22 protein-coding genes are annotated in these 25137 nt (G+C 38.6%); 15 read left to right on the plus strand and 7 right to left on the minus strand.

Translation table 11 applies throughout. The features are described 5' to 3' along the window. The first annotated feature begins 54 nt into the window (after positions 1-54). The 15 genes from DRF61_RS02695 (at position 55) to DRF61_RS02765 (ending at position 18494) form a co-directional block, all read left to right on the plus strand. Complete coding sequence (locus tag DRF61_RS02695; protein WP_111953809.1) at positions 55-420, plus strand: FtsL-like putative cell division protein; 366 nt, start codon at positions 55-57, stop codon at positions 418-420. After that, a complete protein-coding gene (locus tag DRF61_RS02700; RefSeq protein ID WP_111953811.1) occupies positions 404-2395 on the plus strand; it encodes a penicillin-binding transpeptidase domain-containing protein in 1992 nt (663 codons plus the stop codon). The genes DRF61_RS02695 and DRF61_RS02700 overlap by 17 nt, the downstream gene beginning before the upstream one ends. A gap of 65 nt (positions 2396-2460) precedes the next feature. After that, positions 2461-3921 carry a UDP-N-acetylmuramoyl-L-alanyl-D-glutamate--2,6-diaminopimelate ligase gene (locus tag DRF61_RS02705; protein WP_111953813.1) on the plus strand — a complete coding sequence of 487 codons (1461 nt, stop codon included), beginning with the start codon at positions 2461-2463 and terminating at the stop codon, positions 3919-3921. Between the two features lie 47 nt (positions 3922-3968). Beyond that, positions 3969-4349, plus strand: coding sequence for a four helix bundle protein (locus tag DRF61_RS02710; protein ID WP_228452614.1), 381 nt, complete (start codon positions 3969-3971; stop codon positions 4347-4349). Between the two features lie 39 nt (positions 4350-4388). Beyond that, complete coding sequence (gene mraY, locus DRF61_RS02715; protein WP_111953817.1) at positions 4389-5630, plus strand: phospho-N-acetylmuramoyl-pentapeptide-transferase; 1242 nt, start codon at positions 4389-4391, stop codon at positions 5628-5630. 74 nt (positions 5631-5704) lie between these two features. Further along, positions 5705-7030 (plus strand): UDP-N-acetylmuramoyl-L-alanine--D-glutamate ligase, encoded by a 1326-nt coding sequence (murD, locus tag DRF61_RS02720; RefSeq protein WP_111953819.1) that lies wholly within the window; start codon positions 5705-5707, stop codon positions 7028-7030. A gap of 55 nt (positions 7031-7085) precedes the next feature. Then, the gene (locus tag DRF61_RS02725) at positions 7086-8339 is read left to right on the plus strand and encodes an FtsW/RodA/SpoVE family cell cycle protein (RefSeq protein WP_228452616.1); all 1254 of its coding nucleotides are present in this window, start codon (positions 7086-7088) and stop codon (positions 8337-8339) included. A gap of 33 nt (positions 8340-8372) precedes the next feature. Then, complete coding sequence (gene murG, locus DRF61_RS02730; protein ID WP_111953821.1) at positions 8373-9485, plus strand: undecaprenyldiphospho-muramoylpentapeptide beta-N-acetylglucosaminyltransferase; 1113 nt, start codon at positions 8373-8375, stop codon at positions 9483-9485. 50 nt (positions 9486-9535) lie between these two features. Continuing rightward, positions 9536-10909: a UDP-N-acetylmuramate--L-alanine ligase gene (gene murC, locus DRF61_RS02735; RefSeq protein ID WP_111953823.1), complete on the plus strand. Its 1374-nt coding sequence runs from the start codon at positions 9536-9538 to the stop codon at positions 10907-10909. A gap of 76 nt (positions 10910-10985) precedes the next feature. Continuing rightward, a complete protein-coding gene (locus DRF61_RS02740; RefSeq protein ID WP_111953825.1) occupies positions 10986-11951 on the plus strand; it encodes a cell division protein FtsQ/DivIB in 966 nt (321 codons plus the stop codon). 89 nt (positions 11952-12040) lie between these two features. After that, a complete protein-coding gene (gene ftsA, locus DRF61_RS02745; RefSeq protein WP_111953827.1) occupies positions 12041-13423 on the plus strand; it encodes a cell division protein FtsA in 1383 nt (460 codons plus the stop codon). Positions 13424-13540: 117 nt separating this feature from the next. Beyond that, entirely contained in the window at positions 13541-15454 is a 1914-nt protein-coding gene (ftsZ, locus tag DRF61_RS02750; RefSeq protein WP_111953829.1) for a cell division protein FtsZ, read from the plus strand. A gap of 111 nt (positions 15455-15565) precedes the next feature. Beyond that, positions 15566-16012: a GatB/YqeY domain-containing protein gene (locus tag DRF61_RS02755; RefSeq protein ID WP_111953831.1), complete on the plus strand. Its 447-nt coding sequence runs from the start codon at positions 15566-15568 to the stop codon at positions 16010-16012. Positions 16013-16463: 451 nt separating this feature from the next. Further along, positions 16464-16874, plus strand: a complete 411-nt coding sequence (locus tag DRF61_RS02760; protein ID WP_034701172.1) for a BrxA/BrxB family bacilliredoxin — start codon at positions 16464-16466, stop codon at positions 16872-16874. Positions 16875-16979: 105 nt separating this feature from the next. Further along, positions 16980-18494 (plus strand): GH3 auxin-responsive promoter family protein, encoded by a 1515-nt coding sequence (locus DRF61_RS02765; RefSeq protein WP_111953833.1) that lies wholly within the window; start codon positions 16980-16982, stop codon positions 18492-18494. A gap of 75 nt (positions 18495-18569) precedes the next feature. Here DRF61_RS02765 and DRF61_RS02770 read toward each other — a convergent pair whose 3' ends face one another. The 7 genes from DRF61_RS02770 to DRF61_RS02800 form a co-directional block, all read right to left on the minus strand. Continuing rightward, complete coding sequence (locus DRF61_RS02770) at positions 18570-18950, minus strand: hypothetical protein (RefSeq protein ID WP_111953835.1); 381 nt, start codon at positions 18948-18950, stop codon at positions 18570-18572. Positions 18951-18973: 23 nt separating this feature from the next. Then, entirely contained in the window at positions 18974-19336 is a 363-nt protein-coding gene (locus DRF61_RS02775) for a hypothetical protein (RefSeq protein ID WP_111953837.1), read from the minus strand. A 4-nt stretch (positions 19337-19340) separates the two neighbouring features. After that, entirely contained in the window at positions 19341-20315 is a 975-nt protein-coding gene (locus DRF61_RS02780; RefSeq protein WP_111953839.1) for an endonuclease/exonuclease/phosphatase family protein, read from the minus strand. A gap of 75 nt (positions 20316-20390) precedes the next feature. After that, positions 20391-21380 carry an endonuclease/exonuclease/phosphatase family protein gene (locus DRF61_RS02785; protein ID WP_111953841.1) on the minus strand — a complete coding sequence of 330 codons (990 nt, stop codon included), beginning with the start codon at positions 21378-21380 and terminating at the stop codon, positions 20391-20393. 8 nt (positions 21381-21388) lie between these two features. After that, positions 21389-22117 carry a rhomboid family intramembrane serine protease gene (locus tag DRF61_RS02790; RefSeq protein ID WP_111953843.1) on the minus strand — a complete coding sequence of 243 codons (729 nt, stop codon included), beginning with the start codon at positions 22115-22117 and terminating at the stop codon, positions 21389-21391. Between the two features lie 3 nt (positions 22118-22120). Further along, complete coding sequence (mutL, locus tag DRF61_RS02795; RefSeq protein WP_111953845.1) at positions 22121-23911, minus strand: DNA mismatch repair endonuclease MutL; 1791 nt, start codon at positions 23909-23911, stop codon at positions 22121-22123. A 395-nt stretch (positions 23912-24306) separates the two neighbouring features. Then, positions 24307-25134: a YoaK family protein gene (locus DRF61_RS02800; protein ID WP_111953847.1), complete on the minus strand. Its 828-nt coding sequence runs from the start codon at positions 25132-25134 to the stop codon at positions 24307-24309. Positions 25135-25137: the final 3 nt, after the last annotated feature.

The raw sequence follows: 25137 nt of genomic DNA on the forward strand, positions 1-25137 counted from the left end.
ATTGACCATTGACAGGCAAAGCGGATTCACTGCAAACAAATTGACATAAACAAATTGGCAAAACGAACAACAAATCGCCCTCAGAAGAAGCTCACTTTTATAGACATTATAAAAGGAAACTTTCTGAACCGTGATGAGATCAAAACTCATTACAGGTATTTTTTGCTGTTGTTCATCCTCATGATGGCGATGATTTATAGCAATCACCTCGTCAACAAGAAGATCAAAATTGTCAATGCATTAAAAGAAGAAACTGAAGAATATAAATCAAGAAACGCTTACGCCCAGAGTAAGCTGATCAAAGTAAAAATGGAATCCCAACTGGGGAAGGAAGTAGCAAAAGACTCACTGATGACTTTGGAAAACCATCCTCATAAATTGCTAATCAAACTGGACAGTACAGATGCAAAAACAAAATGAATACGATAACAAACGTAAAAAAACGTTAAGGTGGGGCTACCTCTTCGCTGTAGGAGTCTTGTGCGTATTTGTGATGTTTCTTGCTAGGATCGTGATCCTGCAAAACACTAATGTTCAGGAAATTAAGGACGATTACATTAATAAAAATTACCGCGAAGCTACTCTTAAGGCTGCCCGCGGAAACCTGTTCGCTTCAGACGGATCCATTCTGGCAACAACCGTAATGCGCTATGATATCTATCTTGATTTTAAAACAATGAAGGATACTATCTACAGCAACAATATCGGTGCATTAACGGATTCTTTGAGCAAAATGTTCGGAAAACCCAGAGGAGAATTCAGAAAGAAATTTGACGAACAGAAAAAGAAGAAAAACCAATACTATACTTTAGTTAAAGGGCTCGACTTTGATGAGTACGACAGGATCAGAAACTTCCCAATCTTCAAAAAAGGAAAAAATAAAGGCGGTTTTATCGTCGACAGAAATTATAAAAGAGAACTGGCTACATCAGAAATTGGAGCGGGAACCATCGGTATGGATAACGGCGAAGTGAAAGCCGGTCTTGAAGGCGCTTTTTCTAAATACCTTACAGGAACCGACGGAAAAAGATTGGAGCAAAGGATCAACTCATCCCAATGGAAGCCCATCGACTACTGGAAGGTAAAAGAACCGGTGGACGGTGAAGATGTTTACACCACTTTAGACCTTAGAATTCAGGATATTGCCCACTCTGCTTTAGAGAAACAGCTGATCACTTTTGAAGCCAAGCACGGAACAGTGATCGTCATGGAAACCGAAACCGGAAAAGTACGGGCTCTTGTCAACCTGAGAAGAATGGAATCAGGAGGATATGAAGATTCTTATAATTATGCTTTAAAAGACAATATCGAACCGGGATCAACCTTTAAAACCATTTCACTTTTAGCAGCAATGGACGACGGCTTCATTGATGAAAATACAACCGTAAATGTAGGAGGCGGAGTCTGGACTTATGCCAAGCAGAGAATTTCAGACGGTCATGGCGGGGGAACTTATGATATAAGTGATGTTTTAGCCAAATCAAGCAACGTGGGAACCGCAAAATTGATTACAAAATATTATGCGGAAAAACCACAGATCTTTCTTGATCACCTGAGAAGATGGAAATTATTCGACAAAATGGATATCGAGCTTCCGGGAATCACAAAACCGAAAATCGTAACTCCACAAAACAAGAGATGGAATGCCGCAACACTGGCTTCAATTTCTTACGGATATTCATCAAATATCAACCTGTTACAGCTAACAACCTTCTATAACGGGGTTGCTAACGGCGGTAAAATGCTTAAACCTCTGTTCATCGACAAGATCATGAAAGAAGGAAAAGTAGTCTACAGTGCGAAGCCCGAAGTAATGGTGAACAAAATGGCATCAGAAAAAGCGATTAAAATGATGACCAGCGCACTTACCAAAGCCGTAGAAAAAGGAACGGGACGAAGCATCTTTACACCCAACCTGAAAATGGCAGGAAAAACAGGTACCGCAAGATTTGAATACTGGTTGCCGGGCCCAATGAAGTACCGCGCATCATTTGCCGGCTTCTACCCTGCAGACCAACCGAAATATACCTGCTATGTGATGATTAGTGAGCCCAATACCGCAAAAGGTTTTTATGGGGGATCCGTTTCAGCTCCGGTATTTAAAGAAATTGCAGGAAAAACATTCCTGAAGACCCCGCAGAATATTGAAAAAGAAATGCTGGTAGACAGAAAGGTGAATCTCAGTAAAATGGTAGAGCCTAATGTAAAGGTAGCTGTTAATAATAAACAGATGCCTAATGTAGTAGGCCTCATCGGTAAAAATGTGATCCCCCAACTGGAAAACTTAGGTTACAGAATTGATTATAAAGGTGTTGGAAGAATTAAAGAACAGTTCCCGCTGGAGGGCACAATAATCAGCAAAAACCAGAGAATTTATTTGTCTCTGCAGAATTAAAATAACAGAAACAAGTCTCAAAGGACTACTAATAAAGGATAGGAAAAATTCCTCTCAGATATAAAATGATAATAACAGAATTATTAAAAAGGATCCCAGTTTTAGAAATTCACGGCGAAGATACCCGTGAGGTTTCCGAATTGGTTTTCGACAGCAGAAAGGTTACGGAAGACTCACTCTATGTAGCAGTGAGAGGAACCGTTGCAGACGGACACTCTTACATTGCATCATCTGTTGAAAAAGGTGCAAAAGCTATTGTATGTGAAGAGTTTCCAGAAACCATGGATGAAAGCGTTACCTACATCAAGGTGAAAGATTCATCTAAAGCATTGGGACATTTGGCATCCAATTTTTATGGAAATCCGTCACAAAAGCTTAAACTGATCGGAGTTACCGGAACCAACGGAAAAACATCTGTATCTACCCTTCTTTTTGATGTATTCAAAAACCTGGGGTACGATTCTGCACTGCTTTCTACAGTGGAAATCAGAATCGGCGAAAAAATTATCCCGGCAACGCATACAACTCCGGATGTTATTACCATTAATAAAATTTTAGCCCAGGCTGTTGAAGAAGGCTGCGAATTTGCTTTTATGGAAGTAAGTTCTCACGGAATTGCTCAAAACAGAATCGAAGGTTTACATTTTAAAGTGGCTGGTTTCACCAACCTTACTCATGATCATTTAGACTATCATAAAACGTTCGATGAATATCTGAAAACAAAGAAAAGATTTTTTGACGAACTGGAAGATACAGCCATAGCCATCACCAATGTGGATGATAAAAACGGGATGGTGATGCTTCAGAATACAAAGGCAAAGAAAAAGTCTTACGCTATGAAAACCATGGCAGATTACCACGGAAAATCTTTAGAAATAGATTTCAATGGAATGCTGCTGAACTTTAACGGAAAGGAATTCTGGACTACACTGACAGGAAAATTCAACATTTATAATCTACTGCTGGTTTTCGGAATTGCTTCCGAACTTGGTTTTGAGCAGGATGAAATTTTGCAGGCAATCAGCAAACTGAAAAGAGTTTCCGGAAGGTTTGAAACATTCAAATCAGATGGCGGAATTTTCTTCATTGTTGATTATGCGCACACGCCGGATGCATTAGAAAATATTTTGGAAAGCATCAACGATATCAGAACGAAAAATGAAAGGCTGATCACCGTTTTCGGGTGTGGAGGTGATAGAGATCACTCCAAAAGGCCTGAAATGGGAAATATTGCCACTAAAAAATCAACACTGGCAATCATCACTTCAGATAATCCCAGAACCGAAGATCCCGCCCAGATCATCAAAGAAATTGAAGCAGGCGTTGAACCTCAGAACTTCAGCAAATACACTTCAATTCCGGACAGAAAAGAGGCTATAAAAATGGCAATCAGGTTCGCAGAACCAAGAGATATAGTGTTAGTAGCCGGAAAAGGGCATGAAAACTATCAGGACATTAATGGTGTGAAACATCATTTTGACGACAAAGAAACGATCAACGAACTTTGGAAGTTAATGAGCAAATAAAAATAAGATTAAAAGATTTAAATTATTTAAAGGATTAAAAAATTTTGATGATGACTAAAAATTTTGAAAATTTCCCGGTTTACATCAAGAGCTTAGATTTAATTGAAAAAGTTTATTTATTTCTCAAAAGTGAAAATTTAGAAAGAGAATTTGAATTTAGTAACCAAATAAAAAGAGCCGGATTTTCAATATCCAATAATATTGCAGAAGGCTCAGAATATAACAATAACAGACAATTTATTAAGTATTTAAAAATTGCAAAAGGCAGTTGTGCCGAAGTTAGAAGTATGATAATTGTGAGTAAAAGATTAAAATTAGGAGATGAAAATAAAGCAGAAGAAATTATTAATCTTTCACGGGAAGTTTCTTCTAATATTTCAAACTTTATTAAGTATTTAAGTGAAAATATGGAGAGACCTCTTCCTTAAATCTTTAAATAAATTAAATTTTTAAATTAAAGAAAAGACATGCTATACTATCTATACGAATATCTAACCAGTCAGGGAATCCACATACCGGGATTGGGAATGCTGAAATACATTTCTTTCCGTGCAGGTATTGCCGTGCTGTTTTCTCTCATTATTGCCTTAGTCTACGGGAAGAGAATTATCAATTATCTGAGATCAAAACAGATGGGTGAATTGGTGCGTGACCTTGGATTGGATGGACAAAAGCAGAAAGAAGGGACTCCTACTATGGGAGGACTTATTATTATCATTGCAACCATTATTCCGGTGCTGCTTTTTACGAGGATTACCAATGTGTATATTGTTTTGCTTCTTGTTTCCATGTTATGGATGGGAGCTATAGGTTTCGTAGATGATTATTTAAAAAAGATCAAGAAAAATAAAGACGGTCTGAGCGGAAAATTTAAAATTGTAGGCCAGGTCGGATTAGGGCTAATTGTCGGAATTACAATGTATTTCCACCCGGACATTACCGTCAAAAGAAAATATGCGGATGCTAAAGTAGTGAACAGAAACAATGTAGAGCAAAACTTTATGCCTACAGAAAAGATTACTGTTTCTACTGTTCCGTTTGCAAAAAACAACGAGTTCGATTACAGTGGAATACTGTTCTGGATGAATGATAAAGATGCCCATGAGTGGGCATGGATTGTCTTTATCCCAATTGTTATTTTCATTGTAACTGCCGTATCAAACGGAGCTAATATTACAGACGGAATAGACGGGCTTGCAGCAGGAACCAGTGCCATCATACTGCTCACCCTCGCGCTGTTCGCTTATCTTTCCGGGAACATTATTTTTGCAGATTACCTTAATATTATGTTCCTCCCGAATATGGGTGAAACCACCATTTTTGCAGTAGCTATGGTGGGTGCCGTAATAGGTTTCTTCTGGTACAACACCTACCCGGCACAAGTTTTTATGGGCGATACAGGAAGTCTGATGCTTGGAGGGGTAATTGCTGTTTTAGCCATTATTTTAAGAAAAGAACTCCTGATTCCGGTATTATGCGGGATCTTCCTGATTGAAAACGTGTCTGTCATGCTGCAGGTTGTTGTTTTCAAATACAGAAAAAGAAAATACGGGCTGGAATATGCCCAGAATAACAGATTTTTTAGAATGTCACCATTACATCACCATTATCAGAAAGGTGGTTTCCATGAAAGTAAGATCGTAAACAGAATGATCATCATCGGTGTAATGCTGGCTATTGTATGTCTGATCACATTAAAAATGAGATAAATTTATCAAAGTAAGAGTATTAAAAATAAAACCAAATTACATTAATACTTTTTACTTTTTACAAAAAAATAAATATGAAAATAGTTGTTTTAGGAGGTGGAGAGAGCGGGTGCGGAGCTGCTTATTTAGCGAAAAAACAAGGTCTGGAAGTTTTTCTTTCAGACAAAGGAGCTATTAAGGATAACTACAAGCAGTTTTTAGCCGAAAATGAAATTGAATTTGAAGAAGGAAACCACAACGAAGATAGAATTTTAAATGCCGACTGGATCGTAAAAAGCCCGGGAATTCCCAAAAAGGCGGATATTGTTCACAAAATTCATGAAAAAGGAATAAGACTTTCCTCTGAAATTGAATTTGCTTCAGAATTTACTGATGCCAAAATCATTGCCATTACAGGAAGCAACGGAAAAACAACAACAACTTCCCTGATCTACTACATCCTGAAAAATGACGGACTGAATGTAGGGCTGGGAGGAAACATAGGATACAGCTTTGCAAAGCAGGTGGCCGATGAGAATCATGAATATTATGTTCTGGAAGTAAGTTCTTTCCAACTGGATGATATTCAAAACTTCAGACCTTATATTTCCCTGCTGTTGAACCTGTCCCAGGATCACCTGGATCAGTACAACTACAATTATGAAGAATATGCTTTAGCTAAATTCAGAATTGCTGAGAACCAGGAAAATGATAATTTCTTCATCTACAACAAAGATGACGAGATGAGCAAAAACATCCTTGAAAAGCTGGAAATAAAAGCGAAAATGATTCCCTTCTCCACAAAAGAAAAATTGTCTGAAGGAGGTTTCGTTGATGACGATCAGATCGTGATAAAAATGAAGGATGAGTTCTCAATGAAGCTTGATAAGCTTTCCCTTCTTGGAAATCACAATGTTGCCAATAGCCTGGCAGCCTCAATAGCCGGTAAAATATTGGAAATCAATAATGAAAGCATTAGAAATTCATTGATGACCTTCCAGGCAGTAGAGCACAGACTTGAATTCGTAACAGAAACCAATGGTGTAAAATACATCAACGACAGTAAGGCAACAAATGTAAACGCTACCTACTATGCTTTAGAAAGCATGAAAACTCCAACCGTTTGGATCGTAGGAGGTTTAGATAAAGGAAACGATTACTCGGAAATTGAGGATCTCGTTAAAAGAAAAGTAAAAGCAATTGTCTGCTTGGGAATAGACAATACGAAGATCATAAACTTCTTTAAAGACAAAAAAGAATTTATCTATGATACTTCAAGTATGGAAGAAGCCGTGAAAATATCAAAATCACTGGCAAAAAGCGGAGATACCGTTCTGCTTTCCCCATGCTGCGCAAGTTTTGACCTCTTCAAAAGCTATGAAGACAGAGGAAAACAGTTTAAAGAGCAGGTATTAAAGTAAATGTAAAAAGTAAAATGGCGGATGTAAAAAGTACATTGTACAACATCCATTTTACATGAATACAAAAAATATGGACGAACAGAACACAGAAAACAGAATAGAACTGCTAAAGGGCGATAAAGTACTTTGGATGGTCATCCTTGTGATCTCCATTTTCTCTATTTTCCCGGTATATTCTGCAAGTTCAAATCTGGAATATATCGTTAATAACGGGACCACTACAGGCCACGTTATCAAACATATGTTCTTTGTAGTTCTGGGTCTGGTGATCATGAGAGTCGTTGGAATGGTAAAATATGAGTACATCGGTAAGCTCAGCAGTATCCTGCTCGGCTTAATGATTGTGCTTCTCGTTGTCACCATGTTTACAGGACAAACCATTGATGGGGCCAGTGCTTCAAGATGGCTCAAAATTCCCGGCACACCGATCTCATTCCAGCCGTCGTCATTTGCCTTTTTAATGCTCGTCATTTATCTCTGCAGGTATCTGACCAAGAAAATAACCAGGGAAAGACTTCCGATTGAGAACATTATGTACATATTCGGACCTATCCTGTTGGTATTTGTTTTAGTGGCAAAAGACAACGGTTCCACAGCATTGATGATCCTGCTGGTTTCTGTTATTGTTCTGATTATAGGACAGCTTCACTGGAAATACATTGCAGGCTTCATATCTTCCTCATTTGTAGCCATTGTTCTCTTCCTGATTATTGCATTAAATACCAACCTTATCGGCGGTAACCGTGTGCATACCTGGATGAGCCGTATCGAAACATTTACCTCCAGCAAAGCAAAAACAGCTGATGTAGATGATGAAAGCGTAAAAGCCAAAAACTACCAGGTCATGCAGGCCAAAGCCGCTATTGTCCATGGTGGAATTACCGGAATGGGACCTGGGAAAAGTGCATTGAAGCAGATGCTTCCACAGTCCGCCTCCGACTTTATTTTTGCCGTGATTGTAGAGGAATATGGGCTTATTGGTGCCGCTTTCCTGATCTGTCTCTATCTTATTATGATGATCAGAATTGTGATGATTGCCAGCAAGATGCCCGCCTTTTTTGGCTCGCTCCTCGTGCTCAGTCTCGGGGTGATGATCTTCATACAGCTTTCTGTTAATATTGCAGTAGCCGTTAATCTGATCCCGGTAACAGGACAGCCATTACCATTAATAAGTTATGGAGGAACCTCCATGTTGGTAACCTATCTCCAGCTTGGAATTATTTTAAATATAAGCTCAAGAATCCAGATATACGATGAAGAAGGAATGGGCAAAAAACAAAGTGTAGCAGAAATTAATGATATCGCTTAACTCAAAACAAACGGTACCAATAAGACAATAAAAATGAACAAAAAACTAAAAGTAGTATTATCCGGAGGCGGAACAGGAGGGCACATCTTCCCGGCTATCGCTATTGCAGATGAAATCAGAAGAAGATTTCCTGATACGGAATTTTTGTTCATCGGAGCCAACGGAAAAATGGAAATGGAAAAAGTTCCACAGGCAGGCTATAAAATCGAAGGCATTGATATTGCCGGAATCGACAGAGGAAATATTTTATCAAATTTAGGACTGCCTTTCAAAATTTTGAAAAGCCTATCTAAATCGAAGAAAATCATTAAGAATTTCGCTCCCGATTTTGCGGTCGGAACTGGAGGTTTTGCAAGCGGACCAGCTTTATATGAGGCCAGTAAACTGGGAATTCCAATCTTTATTCAGGAGCAGAACGCCCATGCAGGGGTAACCAATAAAATCTTAAGTAAAAAAGCTAAAGCAGTTTTCACAGCTTATCCAAAAGTGGAAGGCTTTCCTTCTGAAAAAATAAAATTCCTGGGCAACCCTATTCGTGAGAATATCATTACAGGAATGGCAGAGACCAATTTGGCAAAAGAAAAAATGGGACTGAGCAAAGATAAGCTTACCATCCTTTCAGTAGGTGGTTCTTTAGGATCCAGAACACTGAACAATGCCTGGAGATCCCATTTAAATGAAGTAATCAAAAAAGATTATCAGCTCATCTGGCAGACAGGAAAGCTTGATTATAAAGATATTGTAGAAGAAACAAAAGGCATCAACAGCAGAAACATCCAGATCCTTGAATTCATCAAAGATATGGAGCTGGCCTACTCTGCAGCCGACATTATTGTTTCAAGAGCCGGAGCCATTGCTATTTCAGAGCTGGCAGTAGCTAAAAAGCCGGTTCTTCTGGTGCCATTTCCGTTTGCAGCGGAAGACCACCAAACCAAAAATGCCATGAATCTGGTTGAAAAAAATGCAGCAAGAATGGTAAAAGACTCTGAAATGCAGGAAAAATTCTGGAATACACTGGAAGAGATCTGCAGCAGTGAAAGTATAAGAAATGAAATGTCTCACAATCTGGAATATTTTGCCAAGCCCAATGCCGCAAAAGAGATTGTAGATGAGATATTTAAAACTGTAAAAAGTAAAATGTATTAACGACGAAACATACATGAATACATTTTACACCATACATTAATACAAAAAGAATGAACATATTAGAAACATATCAAAATTATTACTTCGTAGGAATCGGAGGTATAGGAATGAGTGCTTTGGCACGCTATTTCAATGCTTCCGGTAAAAAAGTGCTGGGTTACGACAAAACGAATACCAAGCTTACTGACCTGTTGATGAAAGAAGGAATTGATATTGTTTTTGAAGATACCATTGACGAAAAAATAACCACACTTCAAAAAGAAAACACTCTGGTAATCTATACTCCCGCCATTAAAACATTGGGAATATTAGATTATTTCAACCAAAATCAGTTTGAAGTTTTAAAACGGGCCAAGGTTTTAGGCCTGATCACAGAAAATACAGATTGTATTGCTGTAGCAGGAACCCACGGAAAAACAACTACTTCTACATTGGTTTCTCACCTGTGTAAAGAAGCCGATCTTCCGTTTTCATGCTTTTTAGGTGGTATTTCTGAGAATTTCAAATCAAATTTTCTGTATAATGGTACACAGTATTCCGTAGTAGAAGCAGATGAATATGACAGAAGCTTTCTAAACCTTTCCCCGGACTGGGCAGTAGTAACCTCTACCGATGCAGACCATCTGGATATTTATGGTGATAAAAGCCATATCGAAGAAGGGTTTAAACAGTTTGCTGCATTAGTTCCGAATGACAAACAGCTTTTTGTAAGAAAAGGGCTGGATATTGGCAGAGACCATAAAACCTATGCTGTTAATGAGGTGGCAGATTATTATTCCGATAATCTCCGCATGGAGCATGATAAGATCTATTTTGATTTCCATACCCCTTCTGAAACCATTAAAGATTTCGTATGGGAAATCCCTGGAATCCATAATGTGGAAAATGCTACAGCAGCATTGGCAATCCTTCACAATTTAGGCGTAGATTTTGAAACGCTGAAAAGGGCTATTGCCAATTTTAAAGGAATTAAAAGAAGATATACCAAGCATATTTATCCTAACGGTAAAATTTATATCGATGATTATGCACATCACCCAACAGAAATCAATGCGGTAGTGAGCTCAATCAAAACCTTTTACCCGGATAAAAAGCTGTTGGTGGTCTTTCAGCCTCATCTTTTCAGCAGAACAAGAGATTTCGCTGACGGATTTGCAGAAAGCTTAGGGAAAGCAGACGAACTAATCCTTCTCGATATTTACCCCGCAAGAGAGCTTCAGGAGAATTTTGAAGGAATAACTTCTGACTGGCTGTTGGAAAAAGTAAATTTAGATAAAAAAGAGAAATCGGACTTGTCCGGTGCTTTTGAAAAAATAAAAGAAAAAGATTTTGATATCCTTCTCACTGTAGGCGCAGGAAATATTGATACCCTGTATGATCCTATTTGTGAATGGATAAATTCTTCTGTACAAAGTACAATGTAAAAAGTACAGAGATCATTAATAAAGTAACTAATTAGAATACAATAGTACACTGTACTTTTTACATTGTACAAAATATATGAAAAATAAATACAGAATATTAAAAATTGCTGTCACAGTGATCATCCTCGGATTACTGCTGAGTTTCTCATTAAAGAGATTCAGCGGCCAGAAGATTACGGACAATAAGATTTCTGTAAAAATGAATGAAAAAACACCCGTATACTTCATTGATGAAAAAGATATCCGGGAAATTGTAAAAAAAGAAAACCCTTCCGGAAAAGTGGGAGATTTGAATATTCCGACACTTGAAAAGAAGATCAATTCACTTCCGGCCGTAGACAGTGCCAATGTCTATTTAAACCTGAACGGAAAATTATACCTCGATATCAAGCAGAGAGTTCCTGTTTTCAGGCTGAATAAAGACGGAAAAGACTTCTATGTAGATGAAAAAGGAACAGAATTCCCTATTTCCAAAACCTACTCGCATCCATGCATGCTGGTAACCGGAAATGTGAAACCGGATGAATATCAGAAACTGGCCGAGCTGGTTGAGAAAATTGATAAAGACGATTTCAGCAAAAAATTCTTTATCGGAATTTCAAAAAGCAAAGACGATTATAACCTCCTGACCAGTGACGGAAATTATAAAGTGGAAATAGGAGATCTGGACAATATTGAATTTAAAGTAAAAGGTCTGAAAACATTTGTGGAAAAATATCTTGTATTTCAGGATCCTCAAAAGTACAGCATGGTCTCTGTAAAATATCAGAACCAGATTGTAACCACTTTAAATCCTTATTTTAAAGAAAACGACAGTATTCTGAAAGCAGGGAATATGGAACTGGCGAAGGCCCCGGCTCTGGCAGCGGTTAAAAAGCCTGATATTCTTCCTAAATCTGCAGAAACAAAGAAAACAAAAACGCCTTCAGCTAAACCGAAAGAAAAAGCAAAGCCAAAGACTACAGTCAAACCAAAGGAAACTAAAAAAACAGAGAAAAAACCAGCGACCACAAAGCCTAAGGCAAAAGTAAAAATAGAATAAAAAAGTCCTGATGGACAATTAGCATAAAACCGGAATAAACCCCGGATTGAAAACAAGGAAAAGTAGAAAAAAAATCAAATCGACATAAAATGGAAAATCAAGAGTATTCAGTAGGTCTGGACATCGGGACAACGAAGATTGTCGCGATTGTCGGAAGGAGGAATGCGCACGGGAAGATAGAAGTTCTCGGGGTTGGAAAGGCCAAAAGTCTTGGAGTTCATAAAGGAATTGTGAATAATATCTCACAGACCATTAATTCAATCAAGGCCGCCGTTTCTGAAGCACAGTCCAGCGCAGGAGTTCCCATCCGTAAAGTGACAGTAGGTATTGCAGGAAAACACATCCGTTCTCTGCAGCATTCCGACTATATCATGCGTGAGCATCCGGATAAATTTATTACAGATGACGACATCGAAGCACTGAAAGACCAGGTAAAAAAGCTTGTGATGCTTCCCGGAGAAGAAATTATCCATGTTCTTCCACAGGAATATAAAGTGGATTCCGAAGGCGAAATTCAGGAGCCGGTAGGAATGCACGGAAAACGTTTAGAAGCTAATTTCCACGTAGTGGTAGGACAAATGGGCAGCATCAGAAACATCGCAAGATGTGTAAGAGAGGCCGGCCTGGAAATGGAAGCCCTTACCCTGGAACCTTTGGCGTCTTCAGAAGCCGTTTTAACCAAAGAAGAAAAAGAAGCCGGTGTTGCCATTGTAGACATCGGAGGTGGTACCACAGATATTGCCATCTTCAAAGACAATATCATCCGTCATACCTGCGTAATTCCTTACGGAGGCGGAATTATTACGGAAGATATCAAAGAAGGCTGCTCCATTATAGAAAAACATGCAGAACAATTGAAAGTAAAATTCGGTTCTGCTGTTCCGGAATTAGAAAAAGACAGTACATTTGTCACTATTCCCGGGCTTCACGGAAGACCGGATAAGGAAATCTCTCTTAAAACCCTGGCGCAGATCATCAATGCCAGAGTAGAAGAGATCCTGGAAATGGTGAATACAGAATTAAAAGCTTACGGGGCATTTGAACAAAAGAAAAAGCTGATTGCAGGGATTGTCCTTACAGGAGGTGGATCCAACTTAAAGCATCTTCGTCAGCTTGCCAATTATACAACAGGTTTTGACAGCAGAATCGGTTTTGCCAATGAATATATTGCTAACGATAAAAACCAGTACCTGAAAGGCCCGGAATTTGCTACATCAATCGGCTTGCTGATGGAAAGCTTAAAGATCCGCGACAAAAAACAGGGATCAGAAACAGAAGAGCTTGTTGAAGAGGAATTGGCCAAAGCTGAAACTGTTCCTTCACAAACAGAGACAGTGCAACAGGCTCAGCCGACAGCAATAGCTCAGGAACAGTCCGTTGTTAGTGAGCAGCAGGAAAACAGAAGAGCGAAACTGACTTTCGGGCAGTCGCTTATGGAAAAAGTTAAAAAATTCTTTGAAGAAGTAGAGTAAAATATAAATGATAGAAGATCATTGATAATTGATAAATAAAATGCACAGTTTATTACCGGCGCCATTTATCACTCATCAGTTATCATTCGTCAATCATCAATTATAAAAAGCATAGTTATGGAAAATATAGGTACACAAGGATTTTCATTTGATTTGCCAAAAGGAAATTCATCCATTATAAAAGTAATCGGTGTAGGAGGCGGCGGAAACAACGCCCTGAAGCACATGTACGAGAAAGGTATTTACGGAGTAGATTTCGTGGTCTGTAATACCGATGCCCAGACTTTAGACAATAACCCTGTTGCTAACAAAGTACAGCTGGGGACCACCATCACCGAAGGTCTTGGTGCCGGAGCAGATCCTGAAGTTGGGGAAAAATCCGCTATTGAAAGCATTGAAGAGATCAAAGCATCCATGGGCCAGAATACCAAAATGGTGTTCATTACAGCCGGAATGGGTGGCGGTACAGGTACCGGAGCCGCTCCGGTTATTGCCAAAGTAGCCAAAGATATGGGAATTCTAACGGTAGGTATCGTTACTGTTCCTTTCAGCTTTGAAGGCAAAAGAAGACTTGAGCAGGCCGAAATAGGTCTGGAAAAATTAAGAAATAATGTTGACTCACTGATTGTGATCAATAATGATAAACTAAGACAGCAATTCGGAAACCTTGGCTTCAAGCAGGGATTCTCAAAAGCCGATGAAGTTTTAACCAATGCCGCAAAAGGAATGGCAGAAGTTATTACCGGTTACTTTGATGTAAACATTGACTTTAGAGATGCTAAATCTGTCCTTCAGAACTCCGGTACGGCTTTGATGTCTACAGGAATTGCTTCAGGAGAAAACAAAGCAGAAGAAGCGGTTAAAAAAGCACTGGATTCTCCGTTGTTGAATGACAACAAGATCACAGGGGCTAAAAACGTTCTTCTACTGATCAGAAGTGGTGCAGAAGAAGTAACCATGGATGAGATCGGGGTAATTATGGACCATATCCAGAAAGAAGCTGGAAATACCGCTGATATTATCTTCGGGGTGGGTGCAGATGAGGAATTAGGAGATTCTGTAAGCGTTCTTGTTATCGCCACAGGTTTTTCAAATGACAGCAAAAGATTCGCCGGGCCTACTGAAAAAATCAGAATTAGCCTTAACGACAGTTTAGAGACTCCGAAAGCCTCTCCTTTTAAAACAAGGGAAGAAAGAGATGCTACTTCTGAAACAACTCGCGATTTCGGAGGAAAACACACGTTCAGGCTGGATGATGAAGACAGTGATGCTCCACAATTCGGTATGACTTCTTCTGAAAAAAAAATGATTATTAAAGAAGAAGAAATTAAAACCGAAATAAAATTCTTTGATAAAGAGGAAGATACACAGAATAGCTGGAGAAATGAACAAGAAGCAGAGGAACAATCCTACAGCTTATTCTCTCATGATGACGAAGAAGGAGAAGATCCCAATGATCTGGAAATTGAATCTTTTAAATTTGATTTTGATGCCAGAAAAGATGAAGCTCCGTCTACACCGGCAACCCGTGCTTTCTCAGATGAAAAGCCTGTTGAGTTCAGTTTCTTTGTCAATAATCAGCCTTCGTCTAATGAGCCTAAAACAGATTTCGGACAGCCAAAAGCAGAGTTTACAGCTCCAGCCAGTACAGTAACAGAAATTCCGGTTCAGGCAGTTGAAGCTATCTTCCACACAAGACAGGAAGAGCCGAAAGCTGAAACAAAACCAGCTTTTGAGGAAAAAACAGAAATTGAAACGCCAAAACCCACTGAGTCAGAATTCACGTTTGTAAATAAAGCTGTTGATCAGGAAAGAATTTCGGAGAGAAGAAATAAATTAAAAGAATTCAATTCACGCTATCAAAGCTTTGACAGCACAAGCGAATTCGAATCTGTTCCTGCTTTCAAAAGAAAAAATATTGCCATTGACGGAACCAATGCATCTGACCAGAATATCAACACGTATCTGTCCGATAACAACGGATCCATGCAGGTGAGAGAAAACAGATTTTTAAATAAAGATGTTGATTAAATTAATATAACAATGTAAAATGTACCAATGTAACAATACAACCGTCATGCTGAGTTTGTGAAGCATCTCATTGGTAAACTGTTACATTGATACATTGTTAAATTTAAAACCATGAGTTTAGAAAATACTATAAGTGAAGCGATTAAAGCAGCGATGAGAGAAAAAGACAGGGTTGCTCTGGACTCTCTGAGAGCTGTAAAAGCTCAGATTTTACTTCTACAGACGGAAGCAAGAGGTGCTGAAGTTTCTGCAGAACAGGAAATTGCGATCCTTCAGAGAATGATCAAGCAGCGTAAAGATTCTTTCGAACAGTTCGCAGCACAGGGAAGAAATGACCTTGCGGAAGTGGAAGAAGCACAGATGAAAGTGATTGAGAAGTTTCTTCCTGAACAGCTTAGTCCGGAAGAGCTTGAAGCAGAAATTAAGAATATTATTGCCCAAACCGGAGCCGAGTCTACCAAAGACTTAGGGAAGGTGATGGGAGCCGCTTCAAAAGCGTTGGCAGGTAAGTCTGACGGAAAAAGCATTTCCGAAATGGCTAAGAAGCTGCTTTCGTAAACAGGATACGTGAAACGAGGTTCGGGTATATATCATCTCAAACATGAAACACGATCCCCAAAACAGGATATCCAACCTTTGCATATCGATTTGATTAAAGAATCCCGGAACGCTGGCGTTCCGGGATTCATTTTTTTGATATTCAAATTTAATTCAGTCTGTCATCATTCAAAACTGAATAAGCTTTACTTAACTGCTGTAAATTACATCATGTTAAATAATTTGAATGCTCGAGGGAAAGCATAAATGTTTTTTTCATGGTCAGTCGTTTTCAGAATCATTTCAAATTTAATACTTAATTATCATTATTCATAACTTTATTTCAGGTTTTTTGGAATATTATTGAAATATTAATATTGTATTAATTTTTTATGACTAAAGCTTTGATAGTTTTTATATATTGAACAAACGCAAAGAATTGTTTAACTTTGTATCGATAAAAACAAAATATATGTATCCAACAGATTTAGTAATGCCTATGAAGGCAGAACTTACAGATAAAGGTTTCGAAGATTTAACATCTCCAGCACAGGTAGAAGAGGCTTTAAAGCAGCCGGGAACTACTCTATTGGTTATTAATTCAGTATGCGGATGTGCAGCAGGTGCAGCAAGACCCGGAGTTGTCTATTCTTTGACAGGTGACAAAAAGCCCGATCATTTAACAACTGTTTTTGCAGGATTTGATACGGAAGCTGTAGCAGAAGCAAGAAAACATCTTGCTCCATTCCCTCCAAGCTCACCATGTGTAGCTCTTTTCAAGGATGGTGAATTAGTTCACATGCTGGAAAGACATCACATTGAAGGTAATCCTGCAGGCGCTATTGCAGCTAATCTTCAGGCAGCTTTTGATGAGTATTGCTAAGAAATAATAAATCTAAATACAGAGCCGTTACATAATTTGTAGCGGTTTTTTTATTTAACACCATAAAAATTCTCTAAAAATCCAAATATTATTATATTTGTTGGAATGGCAACAAAGGCACTTTTCAATACTGTGGTCAACTGGTTTATCCGCCAAAGGATAGATCAGATTCAGAATTTCATGGATCATCCCATTGAAACTCAGAAAGGTATACTCTTTTCCCAGCTGTTTCATGCAGAAGACACTGAATATGGCAAAACCTATGGCTTTAATTCGATTTCGAGCTATCAGGACTTCAAAAACAAGGTTCCGATCGTTACTTATGAAGATTTTGAACCTTATATTGAGAAGGCAAGGCAGGGGCAAAAAGATGTAAGCTGGCCGGGCTACATCAAACATTTTGCAAAATCATCGGGAACCACAAATGCAAAGAGCAAATTTATACCTATTTCTGCAGAAAGCCTTGAATACTGTCATATGAAGGCAGGAAAGGACATGGTTTCCATCTACGCCAACAACCATCCTGAAAACCAGCTATTCACTAATAAAAACCTACGTTTGGGCGGAAGCTCTGAGCTTCATGCAGATTTCAACACCAAATTCGGGGATCTTTCAGCTATTTTAATTGACAATCTTCCTTTTTGGGTGGAGATTACTACAACGCCAAGTAAAAAGGTTTCCCTGATGTCTGAATGGGAAAGCAAACTTAAAGCGATCACCTCAGAAGTAAAAAATGAAGATGTGGGAAGTATCCTTGGGGTACCCAGTTGGATGATGGTTCTGCTCCAAAGAGTTTTAAAAGAGACGGACAGCGGAAGTATTTCTGAGCTGTGGCCTAATTTAGAGGTCTTTTTTCACGGCGGAATCAGTTTTAAGCCATACAAGGACCAGTACAGGCAGATCATCGGAAAAAAGATCAATTACTACGAAATTTACAATGCTTCTGAAGGCTTCTTCGGGATACAGGACAGATCAAACAGTGATGAAATGCTGCTGATGCTGGATTATGGTATTTTTTACGAGTTCATTCCGATGGACCAGTTTCATTTTTCCAATCCGAAAGTTGTAAGCCTGGAAGATGTTGAAGTCGGGAAAAACTATGCCATGGTGATCACTACCAACGGAGGACTGTGGAGATACCTGATTGGCGATACCGTTGTGTTTACTTCGACCAATCCTTTCAGAATAAAAATTACGGGAAGAACCAAACATTATATCAACGCGTTCGGAGAAGAACTGATGATTACCAATGTAGAGTCTGCCCTTACGAAAGCCTGTGAAGTTACCGGGGCAAGTATCACCGATTTTACGGGGGCTCCTGTTTTTATGAAAGAAAATGAAAGCGGTGCCCATGAATGGATTTTCGAGTTCAGCCAGCATCCGGATGATCTGGAGCGTTTTACCGATGCTTTTGATCATCATTTAAAAACGATCAATTCAGATTATGAGGCCAAAAGATACAATAACCTGACCCTGAAAAGGCCAATTGTCCACAGTGCAAAACCTAATCTTTTTTACCACTGGCTGGAATCCAAGGGAAAACTTGGCGGCCAGAATAAAGTTCCGAGGCTAAGCAACGACAGGGAGTATATAGATCCTTTGCTGGAGCTTAACAAGTAATAACATTCCTCAAAAGATATGTAACAAAAAACGCAGTCAAAAATTTGACTGCGTTTTCTTTTATTTGGTATTTCACTATTTCTTCAGATCTTCCTTCAGCTGTTTCGCTCCCTCTTCTACTTTGGCAGCTCCTTTTGCCGCAGCATCTTTTACATCCTGGCCAACTTCCTTAGCTCCGGCTTTGATATCTTTTCCGGCCTTATTAAGGTCTTCCTTAGCTTTTTGGGCAGCATCGTCTATTTTATTTCCGGCTGCATCCACTTTAGTTTTTACATTTTCTTTAGCCTTGTCTATTTTAGCGGTATCTATAACAGCAGTAGGCGTTTCTGAAACTGTAGTCGTTGTCGTTGTTACCGATCCGTCTGCGCTTTCAACCTGTTCTGTTTTAGTTGTTGATTTTGTGCATGATACAGCAAGTACTGCCACTGCAGCTGCTGCTAAAATTTGTTTTTTCATATTGTATATTTTTTTAAATGTATTTATTCTGTTTTTGTTCCGTTGGCGGGCGGGCTGTCAGCCGTTTTCTTTTTCTTCTCTGCTTCAGTCTTTTTCTTATCCTCTTCCTGCTTTTTTTTATTTTCTTTATCAAGCTCTTCTTTCAGCTTCTGTTCTTCTTTCTGAAGTTTTTCTGCCTGTTTTATAGAGTCCTGGTATTTCTGTGAAGACATCCGGATCTGGCGGACAATATCTATTGATGTTGCTCCTGCCGAAAATGAATCCACCGCTGCCGTATCATAATGAATTTTTACGTCCTGATCGGCGGCGAAACCCGGAGTTTCTTTCTTTGAGCAGGCCATTAAAAACAATGATACCATAAAAACTGCAGACAGTAAATTTTTCATGGAACTAATTTAGCAGAAATTCTGCAATTACAGGATAGTGATCCGATAATTTTACAGCATGATCCACTTTATAGCTTAAAGGAATAATGGATTTTGAGGTAAATATATAGTCGATCCTAAGCGGAACTTTATAATCATGAAAGCTGGTAGAAGCGCCATTTCCTACCGTAACAAAGGCATCCTGAAGGTCTTTTCCCAGGTTATAATATTCATAGGAATTAGGCACCGAATTAAAATCACCTGCCAGGATAACCGGATAAGGTGAGAAATCAATTACTTTTCTGATTTTTCTGATCTGATCTTCATGAGCCTTAAAGGTCGGAGTCATATGAGAAAGAAGATTGGTAATTTTCCCTCCTACCTCTGCAAGACCATCAAATTTAAGCATTGATTTGTGAAGCCTGAAAGGTTCCAGATAAACAGTAACCACCCTTATGATCTTTCCGTTGATGTCTACATCTGCATAGAAAGAGTTTCCTCTTGCCTTATCCTCAATCAGCTGTTCCTGTCTTAAGATTTTATGTTTTGTTTTCAGAATAACCGACGGATATTTTATCATATCCCGTTTTATTGCTCTGTTGGTATCTTTTTCTTGAACAAGAATAATATCTGCATTCTGATCTGTAATGTACTTTTTTACTTTGTCCCAGCCGAAATCTCCGTATTTTACATTAAATGTAAGAACTTTAATATCTCTGATCGACTTTAAATTCTCCGTTTTTGGTGAGAAGTTTACCCACCTTCTTACCGGGTTATAAAAAAGAAGAGCACCTAAAGCAAAAGCAATAGCGATTTTCTTTCTTTTAAAAATCCAGACAAGCGTCAGTAAAACATAGATTAAAATCAGATAGGGAAACCCTAGGGAAAGCAGGTTAAGACTGCCTAAAAAATTAGGCGGAATCCACGCGTTACCTAATGTGCACAGGAGCAGCACGGCAACAGCAATATGTATAAACAGCAGTAATTGACTCAGCTTCATGAAGTAACGGTCTAGGGTATATTTTTTTCATCAAAAACCTTACCAAGCCTGTTACTTTAACTAATTTTATGATTATTAGTGGCTTATTGAAAATGTGGATACTACCGGATAGTGATCTGAAAGCTTTATAGTCCGGTCCACTTTATAGGTAATGGGCAATATACTTTTCGAGGTAAAAATATAATCTATTCTTATCGGAAATTTATAATCATGAAAGCTTGTGGCGCTCCCTTTTCCTGCCTCTACAAAAGCATCCTGCAATCCATCAGATAAATGATAATATTCATAAGAATTGGGAACGGAATTAAGATCTCCCATAACCATCACGGGATAAGGCGAACTTCTAATCGCTTCTTTAATTTCATCCACCTGATCCTGATGTTTTTTAAAAACAGGAATAAGCCTTTTAACAATATTTTTCAGCTTCCTTTCATCTTCTTCTTTTACCCCATCCATTTTGATCATCCCTTTTTCAAATTTAAAGGGTTCAAGATAGATATTGATAAAACGGTATATTTTACCTCTGATTTCAATATCTGCCTGGGAAGCATAGGCATTATTACTTTCATAATCACTCTTGATGAGTTCTCTGGAGTCTATTATTTTATGTTTTGAAAAGATTTTAAGAATCCCATTCTTATTAATCACTTCCCTGTCTTTAACAGAAACTTTTTTACCGGCCTCCTGCAGCATAACGACATCTGCATTGGCATTGTTTAAAAATTTCTCAATGTCAGAGGCTCCCATTAAGCCAGCTTTCACATTAAAGGTAATGACCTTCAGATTTGCTGTCTCTTTTTTATCAGAAGAAAAATTCACCCATCTTTGTATAGGGCTAAAAAAGATAAGCCCGGCCAGCATAAATACAAAACTTCTCTTTTTCCAGCTGAAAAGCCAGAAAAGCGTAAATACTGCATATATGACAATAAGGATCGGAAAACCTAAGGAAAGCAGATTGAACCACGGAAATATTTTAGGCGGAACATAGGCATTCAGAAAGGTACAAAGCAGCAGGAACAAAACGCCTACATGCAGGATTAATATAATAAGACGGAAGACTTTCACAGATGTTTCTAATTGAATCTATACAGATGTTTCTTCCAGATTCTTGCAAGAATCCAGCCAACTAATGCTCCTCCAACGTGAGCGAGATGGGCAATACCACCTCCGTTCCCGGATACTCCAAGGTATATGGAAACTATAATAACGATAGGCATCAGATATTTTACCTTTATAGGAATAGGAATGAACATCATCATGATTTTTGAATCGGGATAAAGGGTAGCAAAAGCCGCCACTACTCCGAAAATAGCTCCGGAAGCACCCACCATAGGCGTTGCTACAATTCCCTTCAAACTCTCCAACAATTCTTTCTGCTTAAGAACTGATGCAGCGTCGCCACTAAATCCTACACTTGCTCCGGATAAATAAGCATTAACATTAAATCCGAGCTGCTGCAGTTCATTTGTAAGCTGTTGTGCCTCAACGAAATTCCATAAATTAAAAAGGAAAAAAGCTCCTAATCCACTTAAAAAATAGAGAATCAAATATTTTTTATCCCCCAACGTTTGCTCCAGGATAGGCCCGAAACTGTACAGAGTCAGCATATTAAACAGAATGTGCATAATGCTTCCATGCATAAACATGTGGGTAATGATTTGCCATGAATGGAAAAACGGAGAAAAAGGATAAAAGCCGGCAAGGTAGCCGATTACCTGATTTCCAAGAAAATAAGTCCCAATGAACACGATAACATTGATAATGATAATATTCCTGGTGATGGGCGGTATATTGTTAAACATTTTTTAAAATTTGTTTTTAAAATCATTAAACGGAACTTCATAAAAGCATCTTTTGCCATCCGGTAAAAATTCCGGGAAGCCTAATGCTGTAAAGTCTTTGATCATCTGTTCCGCATCTTTTTTATAGATGAAATCAAACCTTGATTTGGACTGCATTTTGTTCCACTGGTTGAGATAAAACTGCATAAATTCTTCTTCAGTCTTATATTCCAGGATCTCAAAAAGGTTCTCCAGGAACTTCATGGCCTGGGTTTCTTTCAATCCCTCGGGAAGCGCGTCTATTCTCAGCACGCTTTCATGTGCAATTTTCATGTCAAACCCAAGTTCAGGCAGAAATTTTTTGAAAGAATTATATTTATTCTTTTCTATTTCGTTCATATGATACTCCAGAGAAAACAGAAGTGTATGGCTGTTTGGATTGATATTTGGCTTCCTGGAGGTTTTATTGTTCTCTGAAACAACCAGCCGGTGCATTCTTCCAAGGTCCAGCATCAGGGTTACATCTCCTTTATTGAACAGCCAATAGCCATTGGGTAACCTCATCAGGTCCTCATCAAAATCTTCGTCTTCAAATAAATTGATCTTTGAGGGCTCTGCTGTAATATTCTGATGGTACATTTCCGTAAGATTCTGAATTTCTTCGGGACGTACATTTCTTTCTTCAATAAAAGGGTTGTAGTCTTTGTCTACTATAATTTCCGGCATTTTGATGACTCCTCCGCCGCCGTTTCCTTTGCTTGGGAAAGGCTTATTCATCATGGCGTCCATTTCCGGGTCTTTATCAAAATCAAGGCTAGGAGAAACGTTATAAATTCCCAGGGACCTTTTAATGGTGGAACGGAGAAGGGCAAAAATCAGGTGTTCATCTTCAAACTTCACTTCCGTTTTCTGGGGGTGGATATTCACATCTATTTTTTCAGGATCTAATTCAAGATAAAGGAAAAATGTAGGAACATAACCCGGTAAAAGCAATCCTTCGAAAGCTTCCTGAACCGCTTTATTGAAATACGGACTTTTGAAATACCTTCCGTTAACGAAAAAAAACTGTTCTCCTCTTGATTTTTTGGCGCCTTCAGGCTTCGCAACAAATCCATGAAGTTTACACCAGATAATATCTTCTTTTATAGGAATCAGCTGCGGCTGCAGTTTACGTCCGAAAACATCTACAATACGCTGCATCTGGCTGCCTTTTCTCAATCTGAAAACAGCTTCATCATCATGAAACAGAGAAAATTCCAGATTTTCATGAGCTAATGCAACGCGCTGAAATTCATCAATGACATGTCTGAATTCAACATTATTATTTTTAAGAAATTTTCTTCGGGCCGGAACGTTGTAGAATAGGTTTTTCACCAGGAAATTGGATCCGTCGGCAGTCTGTATCGGGTCCTGAAACTGAAATACACCGCCTTCAATATAGATATTGGTTCCAATTTTGGCATCATTCTGCTTCGTCCTCAGTTCAACCTGGGAAACGGCAGCAATGGAAGCCAATGCTTCACCCCGAAATCCTTTTGTAGCAATTCTGAAAATATCTTCTGTTGCTTTGATTTTTGACGTAGCATGTCTTTCAAACGCCATCCGGGCATCTGTTTCAGACATTCCTTTGCCATCATCTACCACCTGGATCAGGTTTTTTCCTGCATCCCTGATAATCAATTCTATCTTGGACGCACCCGCATCAATAGCATTTTCCAAAAGTTCCTTCACAATGGACGCAGGTCTCTGCACCACTTCTCCTGCCGCAATTTGGTTGGCTACATGATCCGGTAAAAGCTGAATAATATCTGACATAAAACGTATAATCAACTTACAAAAATAGGCAATGGAAACGGGAATTAAAACATTAAAACCGTGAATTAAAATTTAATTATCAACATTTTAATCACATTTTGTATCCTGTCCATTTTTTAATCTCTGCCAGAGGAAAAGAATTCTGAAAGGCTGGTATTTTTTAACGCAAAGTTTAAAGATGAGCTGCTTTAGTTTTTAGTTGAGCAAAGAGACGCGGCTACACCACTGACTAAGCATACGTTCTATCTATCTGTTTATTCTTGTCTAAAACAGGTAGCTCATTTACGCGACCAAGATTTCTGATAAAGAACACCCCTTTTTTATTATCAAAAAGGGGTGTTTCACAGCTAGTTTACACAAAAAATAATTTGATATTTATTTTATTTCTTTATTGCTCAATCATCAAAGACAAGTTTTCTTTTTTCTTTTCTTTTTGGAATACCGTGGACTTTGTCGTATAGATAAGCCAGTACAGTGGGCTTTTTATAAATTCTGCTGTATCGGTATTTGGTATTAAAATGCCTTATATGAATCTTATAGGCATCATAACCGATCACAATCAAAAGACACAGACTGATCACATAAAATACCCTGAATTCAAGATAGTAATACGTTAGTCCAGAGAAAACAGCTCCTAAAACATAGGCTGCCATTATACTCATGAGCAGTTTTGCCCTTCCTATCAGCTCACCATTCTTTCTGTATTTTTTCTGGGTAAACATGGAAAGCAGAATTCCAAGATCGGTGGTGGTACCCGTAAGGTGGGTCGTTTTCACCGAGAAATTGGAGATGCTTGCCGTAAGCCCGTTCTGAAGTCCTGTTGCAAAAAGCATCAGTGCAACCAGATATTCTGTTTCTTCCAATGTTTTCTGATAATAAAACTGCCCATAAATTCCCACAAAAAGCAAACATATGATTTCCAGCACAATCGGCATTGCATGAGCAAAATATTTACTTTTCTTATTAAAGTTGATGACGATGAAGTTGGACAAAAAGCTTCCGAAGAAGAACAAAAAGATCCATGCCCCAACTACGGCCACCTGCGTCCAGTTTCCTTTGCTGATTTCCGCAGCAAGGATGGCGTAATGTCCCGTTACGTTCGATGTAAAAGAGAGAAATATTAAAAGGGAGGCAATATTTATAGTCCCTGCAGTGAATGCAGTCAGCGTCCCCAATCTGATATTGTCTCCCAACGTTCGGCTGTTACTATAATTTCTTAACATTTT

The organism is Chryseobacterium lathyri (genome assembly GCF_003290185.1).
Taxonomy (GTDB): Bacteria; Bacteroidota; Bacteroidia; order Flavobacteriales; family Weeksellaceae; genus Chryseobacterium; species Chryseobacterium lathyri.

What these genes read in the sequence shown, in the direction of transcription:
- DRF61_RS02700 (WP_111953811.1), top strand. Translation starts at nt 404, where the DNA reads ATGCAAAAACAAAATGAATACGATAACAAACGTAAAAAAACGTTAAGG.
- DRF61_RS02705 (WP_111953813.1), top strand. Translation starts at nt 2,461, where the DNA reads ATGATAATAACAGAATTATTAAAAAGGATCCCAGTTTTAGAAATTCAC.
- DRF61_RS02710 (WP_228452614.1), top strand. Translation starts at nt 3,969, where the DNA reads ATGATGACTAAAAATTTTGAAAATTTCCCGGTTTACATCAAGAGCTTA.
- mraY (WP_111953817.1), top strand. Translation starts at nt 4,389, where the DNA reads ATGCTATACTATCTATACGAATATCTAACCAGTCAGGGAATCCACATA.
- murD (WP_111953819.1), top strand. Translation starts at nt 5,705, where the DNA reads ATGAAAATAGTTGTTTTAGGAGGTGGAGAGAGCGGGTGCGGAGCTGCT.
- DRF61_RS02725 (WP_228452616.1), top strand. Translation starts at nt 7,086, where the DNA reads ATGAATACAAAAAATATGGACGAACAGAACACAGAAAACAGAATAGAA.
- murG (WP_111953821.1), top strand. Translation starts at nt 8,373, where the DNA reads ATGAACAAAAAACTAAAAGTAGTATTATCCGGAGGCGGAACAGGAGGG.
- murC (WP_111953823.1), top strand. Translation starts at nt 9,536, where the DNA reads ATGAACATATTAGAAACATATCAAAATTATTACTTCGTAGGAATCGGA.
- DRF61_RS02740 (WP_111953825.1), top strand. Translation starts at nt 10,986, where the DNA reads ATGAAAAATAAATACAGAATATTAAAAATTGCTGTCACAGTGATCATC.
- ftsA (WP_111953827.1), top strand. Translation starts at nt 12,041, where the DNA reads ATGGAAAATCAAGAGTATTCAGTAGGTCTGGACATCGGGACAACGAAG.
- ftsZ (WP_111953829.1), top strand. Translation starts at nt 13,541, where the DNA reads ATGGAAAATATAGGTACACAAGGATTTTCATTTGATTTGCCAAAAGGA.
- DRF61_RS02755 (WP_111953831.1), top strand. Translation starts at nt 15,566, where the DNA reads ATGAGTTTAGAAAATACTATAAGTGAAGCGATTAAAGCAGCGATGAGA.
- DRF61_RS02760 (WP_034701172.1), top strand. Translation starts at nt 16,464, where the DNA reads ATGTATCCAACAGATTTAGTAATGCCTATGAAGGCAGAACTTACAGAT.
- DRF61_RS02765 (WP_111953833.1), top strand. Translation starts at nt 16,980, where the DNA reads ATGGCAACAAAGGCACTTTTCAATACTGTGGTCAACTGGTTTATCCGC.
- DRF61_RS02770 (WP_111953835.1), bottom strand. Translation starts at nt 18,950, where the DNA reads ATGAAAAAACAAATTTTAGCAGCAGCTGCAGTGGCAGTACTTGCTGTA.
- DRF61_RS02775 (WP_111953837.1), bottom strand. Translation starts at nt 19,336, where the DNA reads ATGAAAAATTTACTGTCTGCAGTTTTTATGGTATCATTGTTTTTAATG.
- DRF61_RS02780 (WP_111953839.1), bottom strand. Translation starts at nt 20,315, where the DNA reads ATGAAGCTGAGTCAATTACTGCTGTTTATACATATTGCTGTTGCCGTG.
- DRF61_RS02790 (WP_111953843.1), bottom strand. Translation starts at nt 22,117, where the DNA reads ATGTTTAACAATATACCGCCCATCACCAGGAATATTATCATTATCAAT.
- mutL (WP_111953845.1), bottom strand. Translation starts at nt 23,911, where the DNA reads ATGTCAGATATTATTCAGCTTTTACCGGATCATGTAGCCAACCAAATT.
- DRF61_RS02800 (WP_111953847.1), bottom strand. Translation starts at nt 25,134, where the DNA reads ATGTTAAGAAATTATAGTAACAGCCGAACGTTGGGAGACAATATCAGA.